General features: G+C 35.2%; 15 protein-coding genes. 13 read left to right on the plus strand and 2 right to left on the minus strand.

The genetic code is table 11. The features are described 5' to 3' along the window. The first annotated feature begins 350 nt into the window (after window positions 1-350). Complete coding sequence (locus SPD89_RS16295) at window positions 351-1,397, plus strand: hypothetical protein (RefSeq protein ID WP_336263009.1); 1,047 nt, start codon at window positions 351-353, stop codon at window positions 1,395-1,397. A gap of 79 nt (window positions 1,398-1,476) precedes the next feature. Next, complete coding sequence (locus SPD89_RS16300) at window positions 1,477-1,926, plus strand: hypothetical protein (RefSeq protein ID WP_336263010.1); 450 nt, start codon at window positions 1,477-1,479, stop codon at window positions 1,924-1,926. Window positions 1,927-2,567: 641 nt separating this feature from the next. Here SPD89_RS16300 and SPD89_RS16305 read toward each other — a convergent pair. After that, window positions 2,568-4,598, minus strand: coding sequence for a penicillin-binding transpeptidase domain-containing protein (locus SPD89_RS16305; protein WP_336263011.1), 2,031 nt, complete (start codon window positions 4,596-4,598; stop codon window positions 2,568-2,570). 445 nt (window positions 4,599-5,043) lie between these two features. Here SPD89_RS16305 and SPD89_RS16310 point away from each other — a divergent pair, with 445 nt between their 5' ends. Further along, window positions 5,044-5,190, plus strand: coding sequence for a hypothetical protein (locus SPD89_RS16310; RefSeq protein WP_336263012.1), 147 nt, complete (start codon window positions 5,044-5,046; stop codon window positions 5,188-5,190). Window positions 5,191-5,199: 9 nt separating this feature from the next. On the opposite strand, the gene SPD89_RS16315 is transcribed toward SPD89_RS16310, so the two are convergent. Next, entirely contained in the window at window positions 5,200-5,844 is a 645-nt protein-coding gene (locus tag SPD89_RS16315) for a YigZ family protein (protein ID WP_336263013.1), read from the minus strand. 58 nt (window positions 5,845-5,902) lie between these two features. On the opposite strand from SPD89_RS16315, the gene SPD89_RS16320 reads away from it, so the two are divergent. The 10 genes from SPD89_RS16320 to prfB all read left to right on the plus strand — a co-directional run bounded on the left by SPD89_RS16320 (window position 5,903) and on the right by prfB (window position 19,931). Beyond that, complete coding sequence (locus SPD89_RS16320; protein WP_336263014.1) at window positions 5,903-7,075, plus strand: sensor histidine kinase; 1,173 nt, start codon at window positions 5,903-5,905, stop codon at window positions 7,073-7,075. Between the two features lie 88 nt (window positions 7,076-7,163). Continuing rightward, on the plus strand, window positions 7,164-7,856 hold the full coding sequence (locus tag SPD89_RS16325) for a response regulator transcription factor (protein ID WP_336263015.1): 693 nt from the start codon (window positions 7,164-7,166) through the stop codon (window positions 7,854-7,856). Between the two features lie 27 nt (window positions 7,857-7,883). After that, window positions 7,884-8,726 (plus strand): DegV family protein, encoded by an 843-nt coding sequence (locus SPD89_RS16330; RefSeq protein WP_336263016.1) that lies wholly within the window; start codon window positions 7,884-7,886, stop codon window positions 8,724-8,726. A gap of 481 nt (window positions 8,727-9,207) precedes the next feature. Further along, on the plus strand, window positions 9,208-10,263 hold the full coding sequence (locus SPD89_RS16335; protein ID WP_336263017.1) for a DEAD/DEAH box helicase: 1,056 nt from the start codon (window positions 9,208-9,210) through the stop codon (window positions 10,261-10,263). After that, on the plus strand, window positions 10,263-10,946 hold the full coding sequence (locus tag SPD89_RS16340) for a ComF family protein (RefSeq protein WP_336263018.1): 684 nt from the start codon (window positions 10,263-10,265) through the stop codon (window positions 10,944-10,946). The genes SPD89_RS16335 and SPD89_RS16340 overlap by 1 nt, the downstream gene beginning before the upstream one ends. A gap of 765 nt (window positions 10,947-11,711) precedes the next feature. After that, window positions 11,712-12,992: an L-lactate MFS transporter gene (locus SPD89_RS16345; protein ID WP_336263019.1), complete on the plus strand. Its 1,281-nt coding sequence runs from the start codon at window positions 11,712-11,714 to the stop codon at window positions 12,990-12,992. Window positions 12,993-14,105: 1,113 nt separating this feature from the next. Beyond that, window positions 14,106-14,654: a ribosome hibernation-promoting factor, HPF/YfiA family gene (gene hpf, locus SPD89_RS16350; RefSeq protein ID WP_336263020.1), complete on the plus strand. Its 549-nt coding sequence runs from the start codon at window positions 14,106-14,108 to the stop codon at window positions 14,652-14,654. 1,190 nt (window positions 14,655-15,844) lie between these two features. Then, window positions 15,845-16,000 carry a hypothetical protein gene (locus SPD89_RS16355; RefSeq protein WP_336263021.1) on the plus strand — a complete coding sequence of 52 codons (156 nt, stop codon included), beginning with the start codon at window positions 15,845-15,847 and terminating at the stop codon, window positions 15,998-16,000. 196 nt (window positions 16,001-16,196) lie between these two features. After that, window positions 16,197-18,713 (plus strand): preprotein translocase subunit SecA, encoded by a 2,517-nt coding sequence (gene secA, locus SPD89_RS16360; RefSeq protein ID WP_336263022.1) that lies wholly within the window; start codon window positions 16,197-16,199, stop codon window positions 18,711-18,713. Between the two features lie 116 nt (window positions 18,714-18,829). Beyond that, a protein-coding gene (gene prfB, locus SPD89_RS16365) for a peptide chain release factor 2 (protein ID WP_336263023.1) occupies window positions 18,830-19,931 on the plus strand; the annotation gives its coding sequence in 2 pieces (ribosomal slippage) (window positions 18,830-18,901 and window positions 18,903-19,931; 1,101 coding nt in all). The last annotated feature ends 84 nt before the right edge of the window (window positions 19,932-20,015 follow it).

Genomic DNA, 20,015 nt, shown 5'->3' on the forward strand with positions numbered 1-20,015 from the left:
TTGAAAGTGTATCAACGACTGACGAAGCACTGACCGTTAATGTTTACTTATGTTTCTACAATTTAGATTGTTGTGACGGTAGTTCCAGTTGGGGGATTAGGTATATTTTCGTTGGAAGGATCAAGGAACACGGTTTTCAATCCACCCAAGATTGTTTACAGATGTAGAACTGAAACAATTAAAAAAATTAGCATACTAGCGTATAATACAAAGATAAAAGCACTATAAGAGGATTGAACACGCACTATAAGTTAATTTGGATTTTTTTAAACCAATATACTTAAAAAATCAAACATATTTAGTATTGGGACATATAATGGGTGTAAACGTAATTAAAGGAAGTGTATATGGTGCATTATATTACGAAATATTATGTAAGTGGTCATACTGCAGATGGATATGTAAACTTTCTATCTACTAATTTAATAGGGATAAACAGAATAATTGTTTTGCAACATCCATCAAGTAGAGTGAAAGCAAAAATTCTCGAAAAATTAACTGCACCTTTTGAAGAGAAAGAACAAATCGAAATAATAGAAAGCACCCGATCCGGAGAATATATAGAAGGGATTGTCATGAGAAAATCGTCTGTTGCAGTATTGGCAGAACAAGTCGTTCAAGATAAAATTGCAGATGCGGAGTATATAAATCTTGAAGATTATTTACTTAGTAATATAGACAAAAAGGTTATTGAAAAAATAGATCGTAAAATAAGTGACTTATGTCAGGTCGCATATTCCCATTTTAAAAAAGGGCTTTCAATTCATGATGACTTAGAAAAAATATATATTGATGAAATGGATTTTTCAAAAGCAGATCATGTGGCTGAAGAATTTATGTCAATGTTGTTTAAAGACGTAGAGAAGAAAGAGAAACAGCCAGTGATCTACGAACGATTATTCGGGACAAATACGGCTGATGGAGTCGTTAATGTAGTGGAACATATAATTGAACCTATACAAAATCGTATTTTTATCAAGGGTCGTGCAGGAACAGGGAAGTCTGTTTTTATGCGAAAAGTGTTAGATGCTTGTAAAGAACATGGGCTCGATGTAGAGTTGTATCGTTGCAGTTTTGATCCAAATAGTATCGATATGCTTATCATCCGTGACCTTGACTATTGTTTATTTGATAGTACAGATCCTCATGAGTTTTTTCCTTCCCGGAAAGAGGATAAAATTATCGATCTTTATGAAGAAGCCGTAACACCTGGTACTGATGAAAAATACGCTTTCGAAATTAAGCGATTAACAAATTTATATAAGAAAGAAATGCAGTCTGGAGTAAAAAAGCTTAAAGAAATAAAACCAATAGATTTAGAGAGAGAAACATATTTTGAATTACCAAAAAATGAAGAATTGGAGAGTGTTCTCCAAAAAATTACAACAAAACAATAAATTCACTCTTGCAATTTTTCAGAATTCATTGTAAAATAAATCAACTAACAATATTTGCTTCAATTAGGAGGTGGGGGAAATGGTAACGGTTAAATTATTAAAGCCTTATTACATTAAAATGAACTCAGAATACATTCGCATCATATTGGCTTATCAGTATTTCTCATTGTTTATTAATAAGAAGGTATACCATTTTGTTCCAATTGAAGGTCAAGAAATATTAATTAACCGGAAAACGAAGCAAGTTGTTAACACAGAAACAAAATTTGCGTTTCAAAAAGGTAAAGAGATAATTTATATCACGATGAAAAAATTAACATCATTGGTTGATTTCATGGATCAGTTAGAGGAGATCATTAAACCTTATTATGAAAAATCAATAGAAGTTCAAAAACAAGAAAATGAATTAAATGAGCAAACTGAATTAATGATTAAAGAGTTGGAGGTTCAAAACATTAAACGACTAATTGACAAATCGTTGGATGAACATGATATTCACACTTTTAACACATTAGTTAAATTATTATAAGAGAAATTTTCTATGAAAATAGGAAATTCTCTTTTTTTGAATAAAATTAAGTATGAAAAACTAAAACAGTCTATGTAAAGGAAAAATAAACTTAGAAGAAGTTAGGATTATTATTTCAACGATTGAGTGCCAATTCGTAAATGAAATAAACTTTGCAGTAAATTCGGTAATCAACCTACCGCTACGGAAATACACTCCGCTTTCCACGAGCGGCTGCCTTAGCCTTCCTTGTGCTACGTCTCACCAAGGCCTATCCTTCCTTAGGAGTCTCCGTGTATTTCCTTCGCTGGGGTGGTTATTTTTAAAACCATACTGTTCAATACCGCTATTATGGTGGTGGTTGATTGAAGCTGGAGGACAGTCGGCTCCTGCGGGAAAAGCACGTGTTTGAAGACTCAGAAGCAGTGGTTTTCTGCTCCAGAAGCAGACCGCTGTGCGGAAGGATGTGCGAACTGCCCGAAGGAGAAAATCAACGGTTCAGTATCTAGGTTGACCGATAAATTATCAACTTATATTGCTCAACAGTTTATGGAAATATCAAGTAAATGTATGTAATTAAAAGCAAAATCCGAACTAATTCCAATGAAATAAATTTGAAATTAGTTTGGATTCAAATTTCTTTGACTACTCGTAATTAATGTTTATTTTATGTCGATTAAAATATCTGCAACTTTTTTGGTTACAAAGCTACTTGCACCTATATCTTCAACACCCTCCATCATCATTGCAATTAGGATATCTTGATCATCTGTCGGATAACCAACGAACCAACCATTTTCACGCCCTTTTGAATCATGGGAAAGTTTCAGTTCAGCAGTGCCGGTCTTTCCTGAGATAGCAACTTTATCATTATTCGCAACTTTTGCAGTTCCGTTCGTTACTACATCTCTTAAATAGTCTTGGATTAATTCAGCATCTTCCTTACTCATTACATTCTCAATCCATACTTCACCCTTTGGATCGTCAACCAAAAAGCAAGGTTTAATCAGATTACCATCATTTAAAAAGGCGGCATACGTAAGTGCCATATGTAAAGAGCTTAATTCGATTTCGCCTTGCCCGTAACTTGTATTTGCCAGTAAAACTTCGTCGTTTAATTTTCCACTGTTGGAAATTTGCGAAACTGAAAATGGATAAGATAGAGGTAATTCTTCACCTATTCCAAATTGTTTTAACCCTTCGATAAATTTATTTTCACCCATTTCAACCGCCTTCATCGCAAAGTATATATTATCTGATTTTAATAGCGCAACTCGAAGATCGACTGGTGTTGAGGTTGTGGAAACACGTTTTACTTTAAAGTTTCCCCAATTGTCTTTTCCCCAAGTTAAACCATTAATTGTTATTCCTTCTTCAGGTTTAATCGTGCCATTGGACAGTCCGATAGCAGCAGTAACGGGCTTAATGACAGAGCCAGGTGCATAAGTTGCTGTAAAACGATTAAGAAATGGTTGGTTTTTGTCTTCCATTAATTGATCCCATCTCTTTTGTGTAATTCCATACGTTAATTCGTTTGGGTCAAATGATGGACTGCTTATTAGTGCAAGAATCTCTCCAGTTTTAGGGTGAATGGCTGCAGCTGTACCGGATTGATCACCGTATGCTTTAAATATTTTTTCTTGAATATTGACGTCAATAGCAACTTGTACATGTTCCCCATGTTGAACTGGCTTTTCAGCTAACAAAATTTCTTCTTTTTGATCGGCATCTTGTTTTTCAATAATAATTTTGACACCGTCTTCTCCACGCAGTGTATCTTCATATAATTGTTCTAATCCACGTTTACCGATGACATCTGTCTCTTTATAGTGCTGCTCAGGGAATTTCTCAATTTCTTCTGCGGTAACTTTATCGACATACCCTGTTAAATGGGCTGCAGCTTTACCAGCGGGATAGGTTCTACCCGTCGTTTCAACAGATGTGACAGCGGGTATTTCGAATAATTTGTCTAGCTTTTCTTCGGCTGTACTTGGAACTACTTTTAAAGGTACAAAATGACTTTCTTCCACCCAGGAAGCACTTAAACTGTCATTGATCGATTCTACAGAAATATTTAATAGATTAGCAATTTGTTCTATTTCTGTTTTTTCGTCTTGGAAATTATTTGGAACAACACCAATTTCATAAGCGATATCATTAATAGCTAGTGGCATTTGATTTCGATCGAGAATCTCTCCACGTTTAGCTGGCTCCGTCTCAATTCTAATTTTACCACCATCTGCTAAATCGGGAAAAATAAAACCTGGATCCCAATCCATATACCATTCTTTTGCGTCTTCATCATCTTCTTTTTCTGCTTGTAAATATAGCGTCATGTCCCTAGTAAATTCAATTGGACCTGCCATACTATTCATTTCTATTTGTAACGTATATGTAGCGGTTCCTTCATTAATAGCTTTTTTTGCAGTATCATCCGATAGTTCGGAATAACTAATTTTCAAATCATCGATTCCTAAATCTTGATAAACTTTTTCATAGCGATCGGTAAATTCTCCAGTAGAATAATTCTCCTGTACTTCCTCAGTAAGCATCTCATACATATTAGTAAATTGTGAATCGTTCCACGCATCAACGTATTCCTTCATTCGGTCATTTGGACTTAAGTTTTCTTTTGAACACCCGAATAAAACGAATAAAAATATCAATGCGGTAATAACAAGCAATTTTCTCATTAAAAGCCCCCCAAAATGGTGATACGTATCAATCTTAAACAAGTATAGCTTTTTATCTTGAAAAAATAAATAGAAAAAATTAAATAAGATTGTTTTGCAAAAAGTGCGTGTTCAAAAAGGAGGATAAAAAGAACCAAGAAGTTCAAGGCGGCGCAGCTCCCGTCAACGGAATGTATAAATTTAGATACATGAGTAGCGGAGAAACAAGCATTCGTGCGAAATTCGCAGTGTCGTTTTTACCGGACTTTTTGAACATCCTCTAAAAAAATATATAGTACAAATTTCCATTTTATCCTTTCCTGCATATGATAATAATAATTTAGGGAAAATTACAGTTAATGCTTGTCGATTTTACATTTTTTGTTTAAGATAATGTAGAATGTAGTAACGTGTTTTTTTCAAGTGGGTTCGGTGTTGAAAAAATCGGATAAGGGTGAATACGTTTATGGATCAAGAAAAACTAAAAAAATTACTTAAAAATTTTATACAAGAAACGGAAAGTCATAATATTACATCAACTGACGAATTACTAGATTTTGTTATAAATGAATTGCAAAAAACGATGCTAGTTGCTTCTAACAGACAGTTATAAGGTTAAAAATTACAATTCAGATGTTATGTCTGTTTCAATATATTTTTTATCTTTTTCTGTCATCACAATCTGATCCTTAGTTAAATTAATCATTTCTTTTTTAAACGTATCGACTTCAAGAACATGTACATAAACAATAAGCTCCACTTTTTCAAGATAATTAATTTCATCAATGATATGAGGAGATTGATGTAACGCATTTTCTACCCGACCCAATAACGGGTATTCGACAGTCAACGAGATCCCTTGCATTAATTCTCCTTTGACTATTCCTGTGTTCTTGATTGTTTCCGAGGTGGTCGAACTATATGCACGTATTAAACCTCCTGCTCCAAGTTTGATTCCGCCAAAGTATCTTGTCACAACGATGGCAGTGTTTTTTAGGTTTAGACGTTTTAACACTTCCAACATCGGAATCCCGGCGGTGCCACTTGGTTCCCCATCGTCATTTGCTTTTTGAATTTGGTCATGCTCTCCAATAATATAAGCTGAACAGTTATGAGTAGCGTTATAATGTTGCTTTTTTATTTTCTGAATAAATTCATTCGCATCTTCTTCATTATTTACACGTTCGACATATCCAATAAATCTTGATTTTTGAATAATTTTTTCGTGAGAACCTGCTTGTTTTACGGTATAATATTTATCTAACATAGACTTATTCCTCCGTTGCTTCATGCTTTCTTAATTATAACATAGGTCGGTGAAAGTGATGGTTTTAGAAAAGAATCTAAACAATAAAACATTAGATGCGATTATTGACGAGATGACGAATGCTGTAAAAAAAAGTAAAGATGAAATTTTTCATATTAGTGAAGGAGCAATGGAAGAATACGATCAATTACTATCTGAACTAGAAAAGACGAAAGCATTAGTTAAAGAATATATTGCAAAAGGCGATCAATTAGAAAAAGATGTTAGAAAATCTCGTCAAAAACTTTCTCTCGTTAGTCGTGAATTTAATCGTTATTCAGAAAGTGACATTCGTCATGTCTATGAAAAAACACATTCTTTACAAATAAAACTCGCTATAATGCGAAGAGAAGAAAAGTCGTTACGAGAGAAACGTGATGATCTCGAAAGAAGAATCATGCGTCTTCGTCGAACGATTGAACATGCGAATAATTTGGGACGGAAGGTATCTGTTGTTCTTGCCTATTTACTTGACGATTTTACTCAGGTGAATGAAGTGTTAAAAACTGTGAAAGAAAAACAACAGTTTGGACTTAAAATTATTGAGGCGCAAGAAATAGAACGAAAAAGACTTTCAAGAGAAATTCATGATGGACCCGCCCAAATGCTCGCTAACATTTTAATTCGTTCTGAAATTGTTGATCTTGCATTTAGAGAAGGTAATGTCGATCATGCGCTTGATGAAGTAAAAAGTATCAGGGAAAACATTCGCTCTTCCTTACATGAAGTTAGACGGATTATCTATGATCTTAGACCGATGGCATTAGATGATCTAGGGCTCTTTCCGACGATTAGGAAACACGTAAAGACAATGTCAGAGTATAGTGGAATTCCAATTGAACTTGTACTTTTAGGAGACGAAAGAAGATTAGATTCAAATTATGAAGTTGCTATTTTTAGATTAGTACAAGAAGCCCTTCAAAACGCAATTAATCATGCAGAAGCAAATACGATAAATGTCATTATCGAGTCATTAAATGATCAAATTACTGTTGTCATTAAAGATGATGGGATCGGTTTTGATGGATGTATAGAAGATTCTAAAAAGAATTCATTTGGGTTAATTGGAATGCGGGAGCGAGTAGAGATTCTTGAAGGAGAATTAGTTATAAACTCCAAAATCGGAGAAGGTACAGTTGTTAAAATAAAAGTACCATATAACAGCGATAACAGCGAAGAAAATACTAATTGAAAAAGTTATGTTATAATTTACTATAATTTGATGCATTTTGATTTTTAAACATATACAATAAAGAAAAACTACGGAGGAGAATAGATGAATGGTAACTAAAGAAGTCATTACAATCGCATTAATAGATGACCATAAATTATTTCGAGAGGGTGTTAAAAGAATACTAAGTTTTGAACCATCATTCGATGTGGTCGCCGAAGCAGACGATGGTCTAGAGGCAAAAGATATTGTTAAAGAATATCAGCCAGATATTGTATTAATGGATATCAATATGCCTGAAATGAACGGGATCGAAGCAACAAAAGAACTTTTACAAAGTAATCCAGAGTTAAAGATTATTATTCTATCAATTCATGAAGATGAAAGTTATGTTTCGCATGCACTGCAAACAGGGGCTCAAGGATATTTGTTAAAAGAAATGGACACGGAATCTTTAATGGAAGCTATAAAAGTAGTTTATGATGGTGGCTCTTATTTACACCCAAAAGTAACTCATAATCTAGTTCAGGAATATCGGAAACTAGTGAAAACAAATGAAACAAACACAAATATGAATGAAATTGAGTTTAGAAAACCACTCCATTTATTGACAAAGAGAGAGTGCCAAGTGTTGCAGCTGCTTTCAGAAGGACAAAGTAACCGTAAAATTGCCGAAACACTTGTAATCAGTGAAAAAACAGTTAAAAACCACGTGAGTAATATTTTGCAGAAAATGAACGTAAATGATCGGACACAAGCCGTTGTAACGGCAATTCGCAAAGGATGGGTTGAAGTGTTTTAATAGATACGTGAATAGGGGGATAAAAACTTGAAAATAGCTATCGTTACAGATAGTACAGCATACATACCAGAAGATTTACTTAAAAAATATAATATACGCACTATTCCTTTAAGTGTTATTTTTGGAGAAGAATCTTTTCGGGAAAGTATTGACATATCTACAGAAGAATTTTATAAAAAAGTAAAAGAATCAAAAGATTTGCCGTCAACGTCGCAACCTGCAATCGGTTCATTTCTTGAATTGTTTGAGAACCTGGCTAAAACACATGATGCAATAATATCAATTCATTTATCAAAAAGATTTAGTGGTACATACGAAGCGGCTAAAAGTGCCGGTAACATGGTCGATGGCATCGAAGTGTATCCATATGATTCTGAATTAAGTGCAATGCCTCAAGGTTTTTATGCAATTGCAGCTGCAGAAATGGTTCAAGACGGAAAATCAGTAGAAGAAATTATTACACAATTAGATGATATGAAAAACAGGACAAGAGCCTATTTTATGGTTGATGATCTCGGCCATTTACAAAGAGGTGGAAGACTGAACAGCGCACAAGCGATATTAGGATCATTATTAAATATTAAACCAATTTTACATATTGTTGACGGTTTAATCGTGCCATTTGAAAAAATTAGAACTAGAAGTAAAGCACTTAACCGAATTATGAAAATGCTTGAAGAAGATGCTAAAACAAAGAAAATTGTTCGTGTCGTATTTATCCATGCGAATAATGAGTCGGCGGCAATAAAATTGCGCGATGAATTTGCCGCAAATCATCCTGAAGTTGAATCTATCATTAGTTATTTTGGACCTGTTATAGGAACTCATTTAGGTGAAGGATCCATCGGTGTATCCTGGTACACGGAATGAGGTGTACTTCATCTTGATTACGATTTTGAAACTAGCATTCAAAAAGATTTTTGTCAAAATGAAAAAGGATCAAGGGGGGCTATTAAAGGGCTTCCCTGTCGCTTTTGATTCAGCAAAAAATACTTCTCTTCATCCAGACTTTTTGAACGAACTGTCAAGAAAATTTGCTGGTAAACTGTTAACTCGTCATGAGATTTTGATTAATGACCAGATGTTTCAACACCTACTTTCAGAAACTCTCTTTCAGCCCATTCCATCCATTCAAAAATCGATTCTTTCTTCACCAACTTGCAATAGATGTAATAATACAAAAAAATCCTTGTTTGCCTTAATTCCATGTACTAAATGCAATGAATTCCATTACTATTGTCGAAAGTGTATTATGATGGGAAGGGTCATGGAATGTGAACCTTTATACTTTTGGACGGGACGCTCTTACCCTTGGCCGAAGCTTATAAATCCATGCAGCTGGACAGGGACATTGACTAAGGCACAAGAAAACGCTGCCGAAAAAATTGTTGATGCCATTTCAGAAGGGAAAGAATTACTTATTTGGGCTGTTACTGGAGCAGGTAAAACAGAAATGCTTTTTCCAGGTATAACAAAAGCATTGGAACAAGGGAAACGTGTCTGTATCGCTACCCCAAGAGCCGATGTGGTACGTGAACTACTTCCTCGGTTGCAACAGGCATTTTCATCGGTACAAATTCAAGGATTATTTAGTGGCAGCCGCGACAATGATGGTACTGCCCAATTAATTATTTCGACAACCCATCAACTCTATCGATACCGTCGTGCTTTTGATGTATTAATCATTGATGAAATTGATGCATTTCCATACCACCATGATGCTTCTCTACAATTTGCAGCTGATCGAGCAAAAAAAGAAAACGCTGCACTTATTTATTTAACCGCAACCCCACGAGACCGACAACAAGACCTAATTGCTTCCCAAAAATTAAACCATGTTTTTGTTCCAATTCGTTTCCACGGTCATTCTTTACCAATTCCTACAATGATTCACTGTACTTCCGGAACAAAAACACTCCCTCCACAGTTTTTATCGTGGATAAAAAATAGGATAAAAAGAGAGAGACAATTATTGGTTTTCGTACCAACAATTAAATTGGCAAATGACTTGAAAAAATCAATAGCTAAACTTTTATTTGCCGAGAATTTAATTTTTCGCCATTCTGAAATTGAACATGTTCATGCAGAAGATAAAAACCGTGAAGAAAAAATTTTAAATTTTAGAAACAAGAAAATATACACTTTAATTACAACGACTATTTTAGAAAGAGGCGTGACATTTCCCTCTGTTGATGTTGCTGTTTTATATGCCGGGCATCAAGTTTTTGATGAAGCAGCTTTGGTTCAAATTTCTGGACGTGCTGGCAGAAGTCCACAAGATCCTACGGGAGAAGTTATATTTTTTCATGATGGTCAGACGAACGCAATGGTACGTGCAGTTAAAGCAATAAAACAGATGAATAAGCGGGCGGAAATTTTTAAGAAGAAAAAAGGAGAAAGCAGATAATGTACTGTCTCTGGTGTGATGAGGAATTAATTGTTCATGTAAATTGGCTAAACTTATTTCAACCTGAAAGTCGGATGAACGTATGTGATCAATGTAAAAAAAATTTTATTAAAATCGAAGGAAAGGTCTGTGTAAAATGTGGACGGCCTTTTGAAAGGTTGAAATGTCACGACTGCATTAGGTGGGACGAATTTTATGATGGGGATGACCCGCTATTAAAAAATGTTTCCCTCTATATGTATAATGAATTTATGAAAGAAGTAATTACAAGATGGAAATATCGAGGAGATTATATTATTGGAGAGCTCTTCCGATTGGCTTTTCTTGCTAAGTTTAAAGAACAATACCTTTCTTTGCTGAAAGATGTTGTTGTCGTTCCTATACCGGTTAGCCGTGCACGTGCAATGAAAAGAGGCTTTAATCAAGCAAATATGTTAGCTTCGTTTTTATCTTCAACGGTGAAGGATGTTTTAGTACAAAAACATTTAGAAAAACAATCGAAAAAAACACGAATTGAAAGAATGACGACAATAAATCCATTTTCAATAACTGAACCAATTAACAAATCTGTCGTATTGGTCGATGATATATATACAACAGGAAGAACTCTGCGTCATGCTGCATCCTTATTAAAAAACAATGGTTGTCCTGAAGTTTATGCGTATACATTGATCCGTAGTTAAAAACAAAAAATAGATTATGCTATAATATATACAATTAAAATAGATAAACGGGTGATTTTCATGAGTGAACTTGGAAACTGTGTGTTTCATTTTACTTGAAAATAGAGAAGATAACGATCGTGAGAAAACACTCCAACACATCGATCACAAAAAGAGCGTAATCGTTCCTACTATTAAATCCGTACGGGTCAATAAAAACAACCGATGGTATGTAAGTGGATCGAAAGCACTAGAAAAAGTCCTTATAGGGCTTTTTTCTTTTAAGACTAGTTATAAAGAAGTATTAAAATAGGGAAAAACTCACTTGATATGTAATCGCTTACATGTTAAAGTATCTTTTAAACCTAAAATGGTAAAAAGTATTTATTCAATTATTAGGTCATAAATATCTCATTTTCTTATCAATCTAATACTGTAGAGCCATTGCTTATTAAGTCATTTGCATATTCAAAAGACCATCTTAAAGAGGTTGTTCAAAAAAGTCCGGTAAAAATGACACATCGAATTTCTTCGTTGGCTTGTTTCTTCGCTCCTTGAAAAAGGAAAGCACTTTTTCTGCGTGCTAGATCTTTGCTCATGTATCTAAATGCATACATTCCGCTGACGGGAACTACGCCGACTCGAACTTCTCGGTCCTTTTTATCCCCTTTTGAACACGCACTTAAATAGACCAACTTTTTAAGCAAGTAAAATACTTCGTTAACTAGCATTTTTATAAGTAGAATGCTAGCTATCTATAAAAATGATTATATGAGGAGGATTTACATGCAAAAAGTTAAAAACCGTTGGTTAATTGCTGCTTCGGCGGTAGGTATCCATATTTCCATTGGCTCGGCTTATGCTTGGAGTGTATTTACGAATCCGATGGTGGAAAGGTACGGATGGGATACAACGCAAATCTCACTTGCTTTTAGTATTGCGATTTTCTTTTTAGGAACATCTGCGGCATTTATGGGTCGTTTTGTAGAAAAGCATGGACCACGGAAGTCCGGGATGCTTTCGGCTATCCTGTTCGGTGTTGGGGTTGCAGGATCAGGTTTGGCTACTGCAATTGAATCATTACCATTATTATATATTTTTTACGGGGTGATTGGTGGTACTGGTCTTGGAATTGGTTATATTGCACCTGTCTCTACACTAGTTAAGTGGTTCCCTGACCGTCGTGGCCTTGCTACAGGATTAGCGATTATGGGATTCGGCTTTGCAGCACTCATAAGTGGTCCCGCTGCTGCATTCCTAATTGAAGTGGTTGGGATTTCTAGTACGTTTTACATATTGGGGGCAATTTATTTTATCGTTATGACACTGTCCTCCCAATATTTATCACCACCTCCAAAAGGGTGGGCGCCTAAAGGATTTATTGAGAGTAAAGAAAATGGTTCGAGTAAAATAAAGGAAGATCTGTCTCAACTTACTGCTAATGAAGCGGTTAAGACACGACGATTTTGGATGTTATGGCTTATGTTATTTATTAATATTACGTGCGGAATTGCGATATTAGCAGTTGCCTCACCTATGGCTCAGGAAATTACGGGAATGACTGCGCTCGCTGCAGCAACAATGGTTGGGCTTCTTGGCTTGTTTAATGGTGCAGGTAGACTTGGATGGGCTGCACTATCTGATTATATTGGTCGACCGAATGTGTATACAACCTTTTTTGTCATTCAAGTTATTGCATTTTTCGCACTTCCTTTTGCAACAAATCCGATTATTTTTCAGATTTTATTATTTTCTATTTTGACTTGTTATGGAGGCGGATTTGCTTCTGTTCCTGCATATATAGGTGATTTATTCGGTACCAAACAGTTAGGTGCAATCCATGGTTATATCTTGACAGCTTGGGCGATGGCAGGAGTAGTTGGACCAATTCTATTAGCTCGAATTTATGATCTTACAAATAGTTATAATATGACAATGATGATTTTTGGTGTAATGTTTGTAGTTGCATTATGCATCTCAATTTGGATAAGGGTGGATATTAAAAGATTACAATCGGAACAGCTCAATCGTCGATCAAGAGCATCTCACATTGCTTCAAAGGCTTAAATCCAGAATATACGAAGCGAAGGAACTCTAACTATTGATTTCTCCGCAAGTTAAAATTTTTATTTGAGGATAAAATAGCGGATTGGAAAGGAGACTTATCAACATTAGAATTCCAAAAAATTAGGAAACAGAAAGAAATCTATTTTAAAAGTTGTTTACAAAAAGAATGATAGTTTTTTAGAAGGTAATTTGCTGTTATTTTGAATGACAGAAGATTAATTACAAATTATCCGAACGAGAAAGCCCATGCAGAGCTAGCTCGTCCTTAGATACGGGATGATAGTGATCGCTTTTGCTATCTAAATTGTCTAAAAATATGCTACACTTGGCTTAAAGACAAGCAAAAGTCTCTAAAACATTCTGGTTCATTGAAAACTGGTTATTGTATAAGGTTCGCTAGCCTAATCATGCTATCGGTAAAACAATATGTGTCGTCAAGCAAAAGACGTTAAAACAGATAGAACGAAAAGTTGTACACTATGGTAACATTAGTGTAGCATATCTGCTATATGCACTGGATATGGAGGATCCCAACCTTGAAGGCTGTTCAAAACAGAAATGGATTAAAGAACGATTAGTCATTCAAGAATCCCGCTGGCGATAACCAGCTTGCCCGGTTAACGGGTGGGAGTCTCAAGATCATAACACATGAAGTAAATAGAATAGTGGCAATGGGATCAGGTAAGTTTTTTATTTCGTCACTTCCCTTATAGAGGATGTTCAAAAAGTCCGGTAAAAATGACACTACGAATTTCGCACGAATGCTTGTTTTCTCCGCTACTCATGTATCTAAATGCATACATTCCGCTGACGGGAACTGCGCGACTCGAACTTCTTGGTCCTTTTTATCCTCCATTTTGAACACGCACTTATACAGCGTTGGGGAGTGACGTTTTTAAAAAATATGATAATTGTAGAATAGTTAGCGAATAATCTTCCTATCAAGATTTTTCATTTACATATCTTTTGCAACTTATGAGGAACATGGTATGTTATAGGAGAGGTAATAACCTTTATTGTGCTTTTTCGTTAACAATTTATTTAGTTTAAAAAGGAAATAAAAGTGGAAAAGTAGTATAATAAGGTTTACAAAGAAAAAAGGAGGACACTTATATGAATTACAACATTCGTGGTGAGAATATTGAGGTGACCCAGCCAATACGAGAGTATGTGGAAAAAAAGATTGGTAAGCTGAATAAATATTTTGATACACCGCCGACTTCTGATGTGCATGTTAACCTAAGTGTCTATAATGATAAACAACAAATTGAAGTAACTATCCCGATGACAGATTTATTATTACGGGCAGAAGAGCAACATGCTGATTTATATGCGGCTATTGATTTAGTTGTTGATAAATTAGAGAGACAAATCAGAAAGTATAAAACAAAAGTAAACCGAAAGTTCCGTCAAAAAGGTTCTCCAAAACATATTTTTGCGGAATTGGAAAAAGAATCACTAGAAGAAACTGAAACAGATGAGATTGAAATTGTACGTACAAAACGCTTTAACTTAAAGCCAATGGATTCTGAGGAAGCTATTTTACAGATGGATATGTTAGGACATGCATTTTTCGTCTTTACGAATGCAGAAACTGACGACACAAATGTCGTTTATAAACGAAAAGATGGTAAATATGGTTTAATAGAACCTGCGAACTAATAAAAGGCAGCCGATTAAGGCTTTTGACATAAGAAAACATGAAGAAACCTTATAAAACCAGTGATTTTAGGCAGTGTTCAAGTGGAAATTGTACAAAATTCAAAGTTTCTAACAGATAGACGTTCAAATTGAGCGTCTATTTTTTACTTTAATTTATGGAAATAGACTTTCTTAAAGAGGATGTTCAAAAAGTCCGGTAAAAATGACACTGCGATAGGGGATCTTCCGTTAAAACCGGTCCACGTCCTGTGGGCAAGGCAGAAGTTGTGGAAGCTCGTTGACTTGTTTCTCCGCTCCTTGAAAAAGGAAAGCACTTTTTCTACGTGCTAGAGGCGAGGCGTTTTCTTGGAAAAGAAGATCACTTATCCTGCGTGCCAGATCTTTGCTCACGTATCTATATGCATACATACCACTGCTCGAAACCGCGCCGCCTCGAATTTCTTGATCCTGTTTATCCTCCTTTTTATCCGAAAATGGACATCCGCTCTAATTTTGGCGCCAAAAAGCACCCCTTCCCAAAAAGTAATTACTTTTTGGAAATTATTCTTATTAAAACCAATGTTTTTTACTGCCCCTTTCTTATTTGTTAGGACTTGTTTCAGCCCTCGAGACTACTCGTGTCTATCGTAAGTAAAATTCACTAAGGTGCTCGCTATGCGTCCTCCTAAAACGTGAAGAGGTTGTATGTAACCGTACTTCGTGATAGAGGTGATCTTTATAAATCTGTATGATCACTGTCTCTGAGATATCATGATTAACAGAGTAGCACAAAATTAAACCGCATGCCCCAATTTCCATACATTGCGTGGTGTCTGTAAAGACATGGGAGTTGTGAACAAGCACAAATAGATACTTATGCGCAAGGGTTTGAAAAAATACGTTAGGTGATTATCGCTGAATTATCGGTGAAATCGCTGAATTTTAGACCAAATACACTATATAAATAGCTTGTGGAAATTAATTTGTCGAGGGTGTATGTAGAAATTTGTCGGAGGATATCCGATATTTTAAACTTATTTTTAAAATAGAGAGAAAAATGAGAAATAGACCATATATTTACCATAAAATTAAATATTTTCTATAATAGAATTTTGTTTTTAAAATCAAAATTTAAAATTAGCAATTCGATTCAAGTATTTTCCTATGGTATAAATAGAGCATAAGGATTTCTAGAATTAATTTTTTGGGGGGTGCAAGGGATTACTTTTGATGACTTAGTAAAAAAAGTTAAGCAACAAGAAGATACAGTCGTACAGTTAGTTAGAATTGTTGCAGCTACAAATCATCGCATTGCTGAACTGCAAGTAAAACATGAAAATTTAGAGAAGACATCCCTTTCCAAATAAAAATATGCCCTCCAAATTCCCTCGCAGTATGACTCCAAATTAAAAAAGAGTTAGCATTCTCCATGCAACTCTTTTTTAATTTGCCTTATCATCGTAATCGCATAAATGGTTATCTAGTTGTCATCCTTATTTAAATAATGGTATCATATAATAATGGACGCGGTATGTATAAGATAACAATTGAGGAGCGTTTTAGATGGTAAAATTATTAAAGAAAATATTCGGCGATGGGAATCAACGACAATTAAATAGAATACAAAAAACAGCTGATCAAATAGAAGCCTTAGAAGAAAAATTTGAAGCATATTCAGATACAGATTTACAAGGGATGACGGAAGAATTTAAGGAAAGATATCGAAACGGTGAAAGTTTGGATGATATGCTTGTAGAAGCATTTGCAGTTGTAAGAGAAGGAGCAAAACGAGCACTGGATATGCGACCTTTTCCTGTACAGCTGATTGGGGCTACTGTTTTGCACGAAGGAAATATTGCCGAGATGAAAACAGGGGAAGGGAAAACATTATCCTCCACTATGCCGGCCTATTTAAATGCGATCACCGGAAAAGGTGTACACATAATTACAGTAAACGAATATTTAGCTGATCGTGATGCTAATGAGATGGGGAAATTATTTGAATTTCTCGGTCTTACAGTTGGTTTAAATATAAGTGGAATGACAAAAGACGAGAAAAAAGAAGCGTATGAATGTGACATTACTTATGGAACTAATAATGAATTTGGTTTCGATTATTTACGTGACAACATGGTTCTTTATAAAGAACAAATGGTACAACGTGAATTAAATTATGCAATCATTGACGAGGTTGACTCCATATTAATTGATGAGGCGAGAACTCCGCTTATCATATCAGGAAGTGCACAAAAGTCAGTCAATTTATATCAACAGGCAAACTCATTTGTAACAACATTAAATAAAGAAACCGATTATACGTATGATGAAAAAACGAAAGGCGTTCAGTTAACAGAAGAAGGAATCAATAAGGCTGAAAAATACTTTAACATTGAAAATCTGTTTGATTTAAATAATGTATCCTTAACTCATCATATTAATCAAGCTTTAAAAGCTCATGTGTCGATGCATCGAGATACGGATTATGTCATTGAAGATGAGGAAGTCGTTATTGTTGACCAGTTTACAGGTCGCCTTATGAAAGGTCGCCGATATAGTGATGGACTACATCAGGCAATTGAAGCAAAAGAAAGACTTCAAATCCAAAATGAAAGTATGACATTAGCTTCGATTACTTTCCAGAACTATTTTAGAATGTACAATAAACTAGCGGGAATGACTGGTACAGCTAAAACGGAAGAAGAAGAGTTCAGAAATATTTATAATATGGACGTCATAGCGATCCCGACGAATAAAGAAGTTATTCGAGATGATCGTGCTGATATGATTTATAAAACAATGGACGGAAAATTCCGTGCTGTTGTAGAGGAAATTAAGAAACGGCATGAATCGGGGCAACCGGTCTTAGTTGGTACTGTGGCAGTTGAAACTTCTGAACTTATTTCCGATTTGTTAAAGAAAGCAAAAGTGAAACATGATGTGTTAAACGCGAAAAACCATTATCGTGAAGCGGAAATTATTGAACATGCTGGTCAAAAAGGGGCAGTAACCATCGCAACGAACATGGCTGGACGTGGAACAGATATTAAACTTGGTGAAGGTGTTAGAGAGTTAGGCGGACTTGCAGTAATCGGTACAGAACGACATGAATCACGTCGAATTGATAATCAGCTTCGTGGACGTGCTGGACGTCAAGGTGATCCAGGAATGTCACAATTTTATCTATCAATGGAAGATGAATTAATGCGTCGTTTTGGTTCAGACAACCTTAAAAATATGATGGAAAGACTCGGGATGGATGACAGTCAACCAATTGAAAGTAAGATGGTTTCACGAGCGGTTGAATCTGCACAAAAACGAGTAGAAGGAAACAACTTTGATGCCCGTAAAACAGTGCTTTCATATGATGATGTGTTACGAGAGCAGCGTGAAATTATTTATAAACAACGTCTTGAAGTAATTGATTCAGATGATAACGTAAGAGAAATTATTGAACAAATGATTGAATCAACTGTCGAACGCATTATTTCTACCCATACGCAAGACGAAGATGAAGATAAATGGGATTATCAAGCAATTATTGAATATGCACATGGAAATTTACTAGAGACAGAAGATATATCTGTTGATGACATTAAGGATAAAGACCCTACTGAAATAAAAGAACTAATGATGGAGCTTATTCGCAAACGTTATGATGAAAAAGAAGAAGAATTAACACCTGAACAGATGCGTGAATTTGAGAAAGTTATCCTTTTGCGTACGGTTGATACGAAATGGATGGATCATATTGATCAAATGGATCAATTACGTCAAGGAATTCATTTACGAGCATATGCACAGAACGATCCGCTCAGAGAATATCAACTAGAAGGATTTAATATGTTTGAAGTGATGATTGAAAGTATTGAGGAAGAAACAGCTAAGTATATAATGAAATCACAAATCCGCAACAATCTACAGCGTGAGTCAGTAGTCCAAAACACACAAGCTGTTTCTGGTGGTGGTCAAGAAGAAGGCAAGAAAGCACGAAAACCATATATTAGAAAAGAAACTGTTGGTCGAAATGAACCTTGTCCATGTGGAAGTGGTAAAAAATATAAACATTGTCACGGACGTTAAAGTCCAAATAATGTGTAGTTGTCTCAAAATCGTTGAATAAGGCAACACCCTCAAAAAGGGAGCCATTCAACGATTTTCCTATATAAATTATAAAAAACAATAGAGGTGGAAAGCTAATGGATATTACAGAAGCCAAACAAGAATTAGATAAAATGCAACAACGAATTATAGAATTTAGGGGGTCTCTTTGACCTTGATCATAAAAAAGAGCAGATAAAACTGTTCGAAAAAAAAATGGCTGAACCAAACTTTTGGGATGATCATAATGCAGCGCAAAAGGTAATTGATGAGTCAAATTGGTTAAAAAGTAAGGTGGATCAATTTGAAGCTTTGGCTGAAAGTTTTGATGATGCGGAAGTGATGTACGAATTAGTGAAAGAAGAAAATGATCAAGAACTCTTACAAGAATTATTGGATGCTGTTTTAGCATTGAAAGATAAGGTAAAAGATTTTGAAATAGAGATGCTTTTAAGTGAACCACATGATAAAAATAATGCAATCTTGGAGCTGCATCCTGGGGCGGGTGGTACAGAATCTCAAGACTGGGCTAGTATTTTACTTCGAATGTATCAGCGCTGGGCTGAAAGTAGAAACTTTAAAGTGGAAACATTAAACTATCTAGCAGGCGATGAGGCTGGCGTAAAAAGCGTTACATTACTTATCAAAGGTCATAATGCGTATGGATATTTAAAAGCCGAAAAAGGAGTACATCGTTTAGTTAGAATTTCACCATTCGACTCTTCAGGCAGAAGGCACACTTCATTCGTTTCATGTGATGTGTCACCTGAACTTGATGATGATGTAGAAATTGAAATAAATAGTGATGATTTGAAAATTGATACGTATCGATCCAGTGGTGCCGGTGGTCAGCATGTAAATACATCCGATTCTGCGGTTAGAATTACACATATTCCAACAAATACCATTGTAACGTGCCAATCAGAAAGATCACAAATTAAGAACCGTGAACATGCAATGAAAATGTTAAAATCTAAATTATATCAACTGGAAATAGAAAAGAAGGAACAAGAATTAGCGGAGATTCGAGGCGAACAAAAAGAGATTGGTTGGGGAAGCCAAATTAGGTCGTATATATTCCATCCTTATTCTATGGTTAAAGACCATCGTACAAATTTAGACGTTGGAAATGTACAAAGTGTTGTAGATGGAAATATCGATGAATTTATTGATGCCTATTTACGTTCTCAGATTAAATAATTTATGAGGATGTTCAAAAAGTCCGGTAAAAATGACACTACGAATTTCGCACGAATGCTTGCTTTTCCGCTCCTTGAAAAAGGA

The organism is Pseudogracilibacillus sp. SO30301A (assembly GCF_037072025.1).
GTDB lineage: Bacteria > Bacillota > Bacilli > Bacillales > Amphibacillaceae > Pseudogracilibacillus.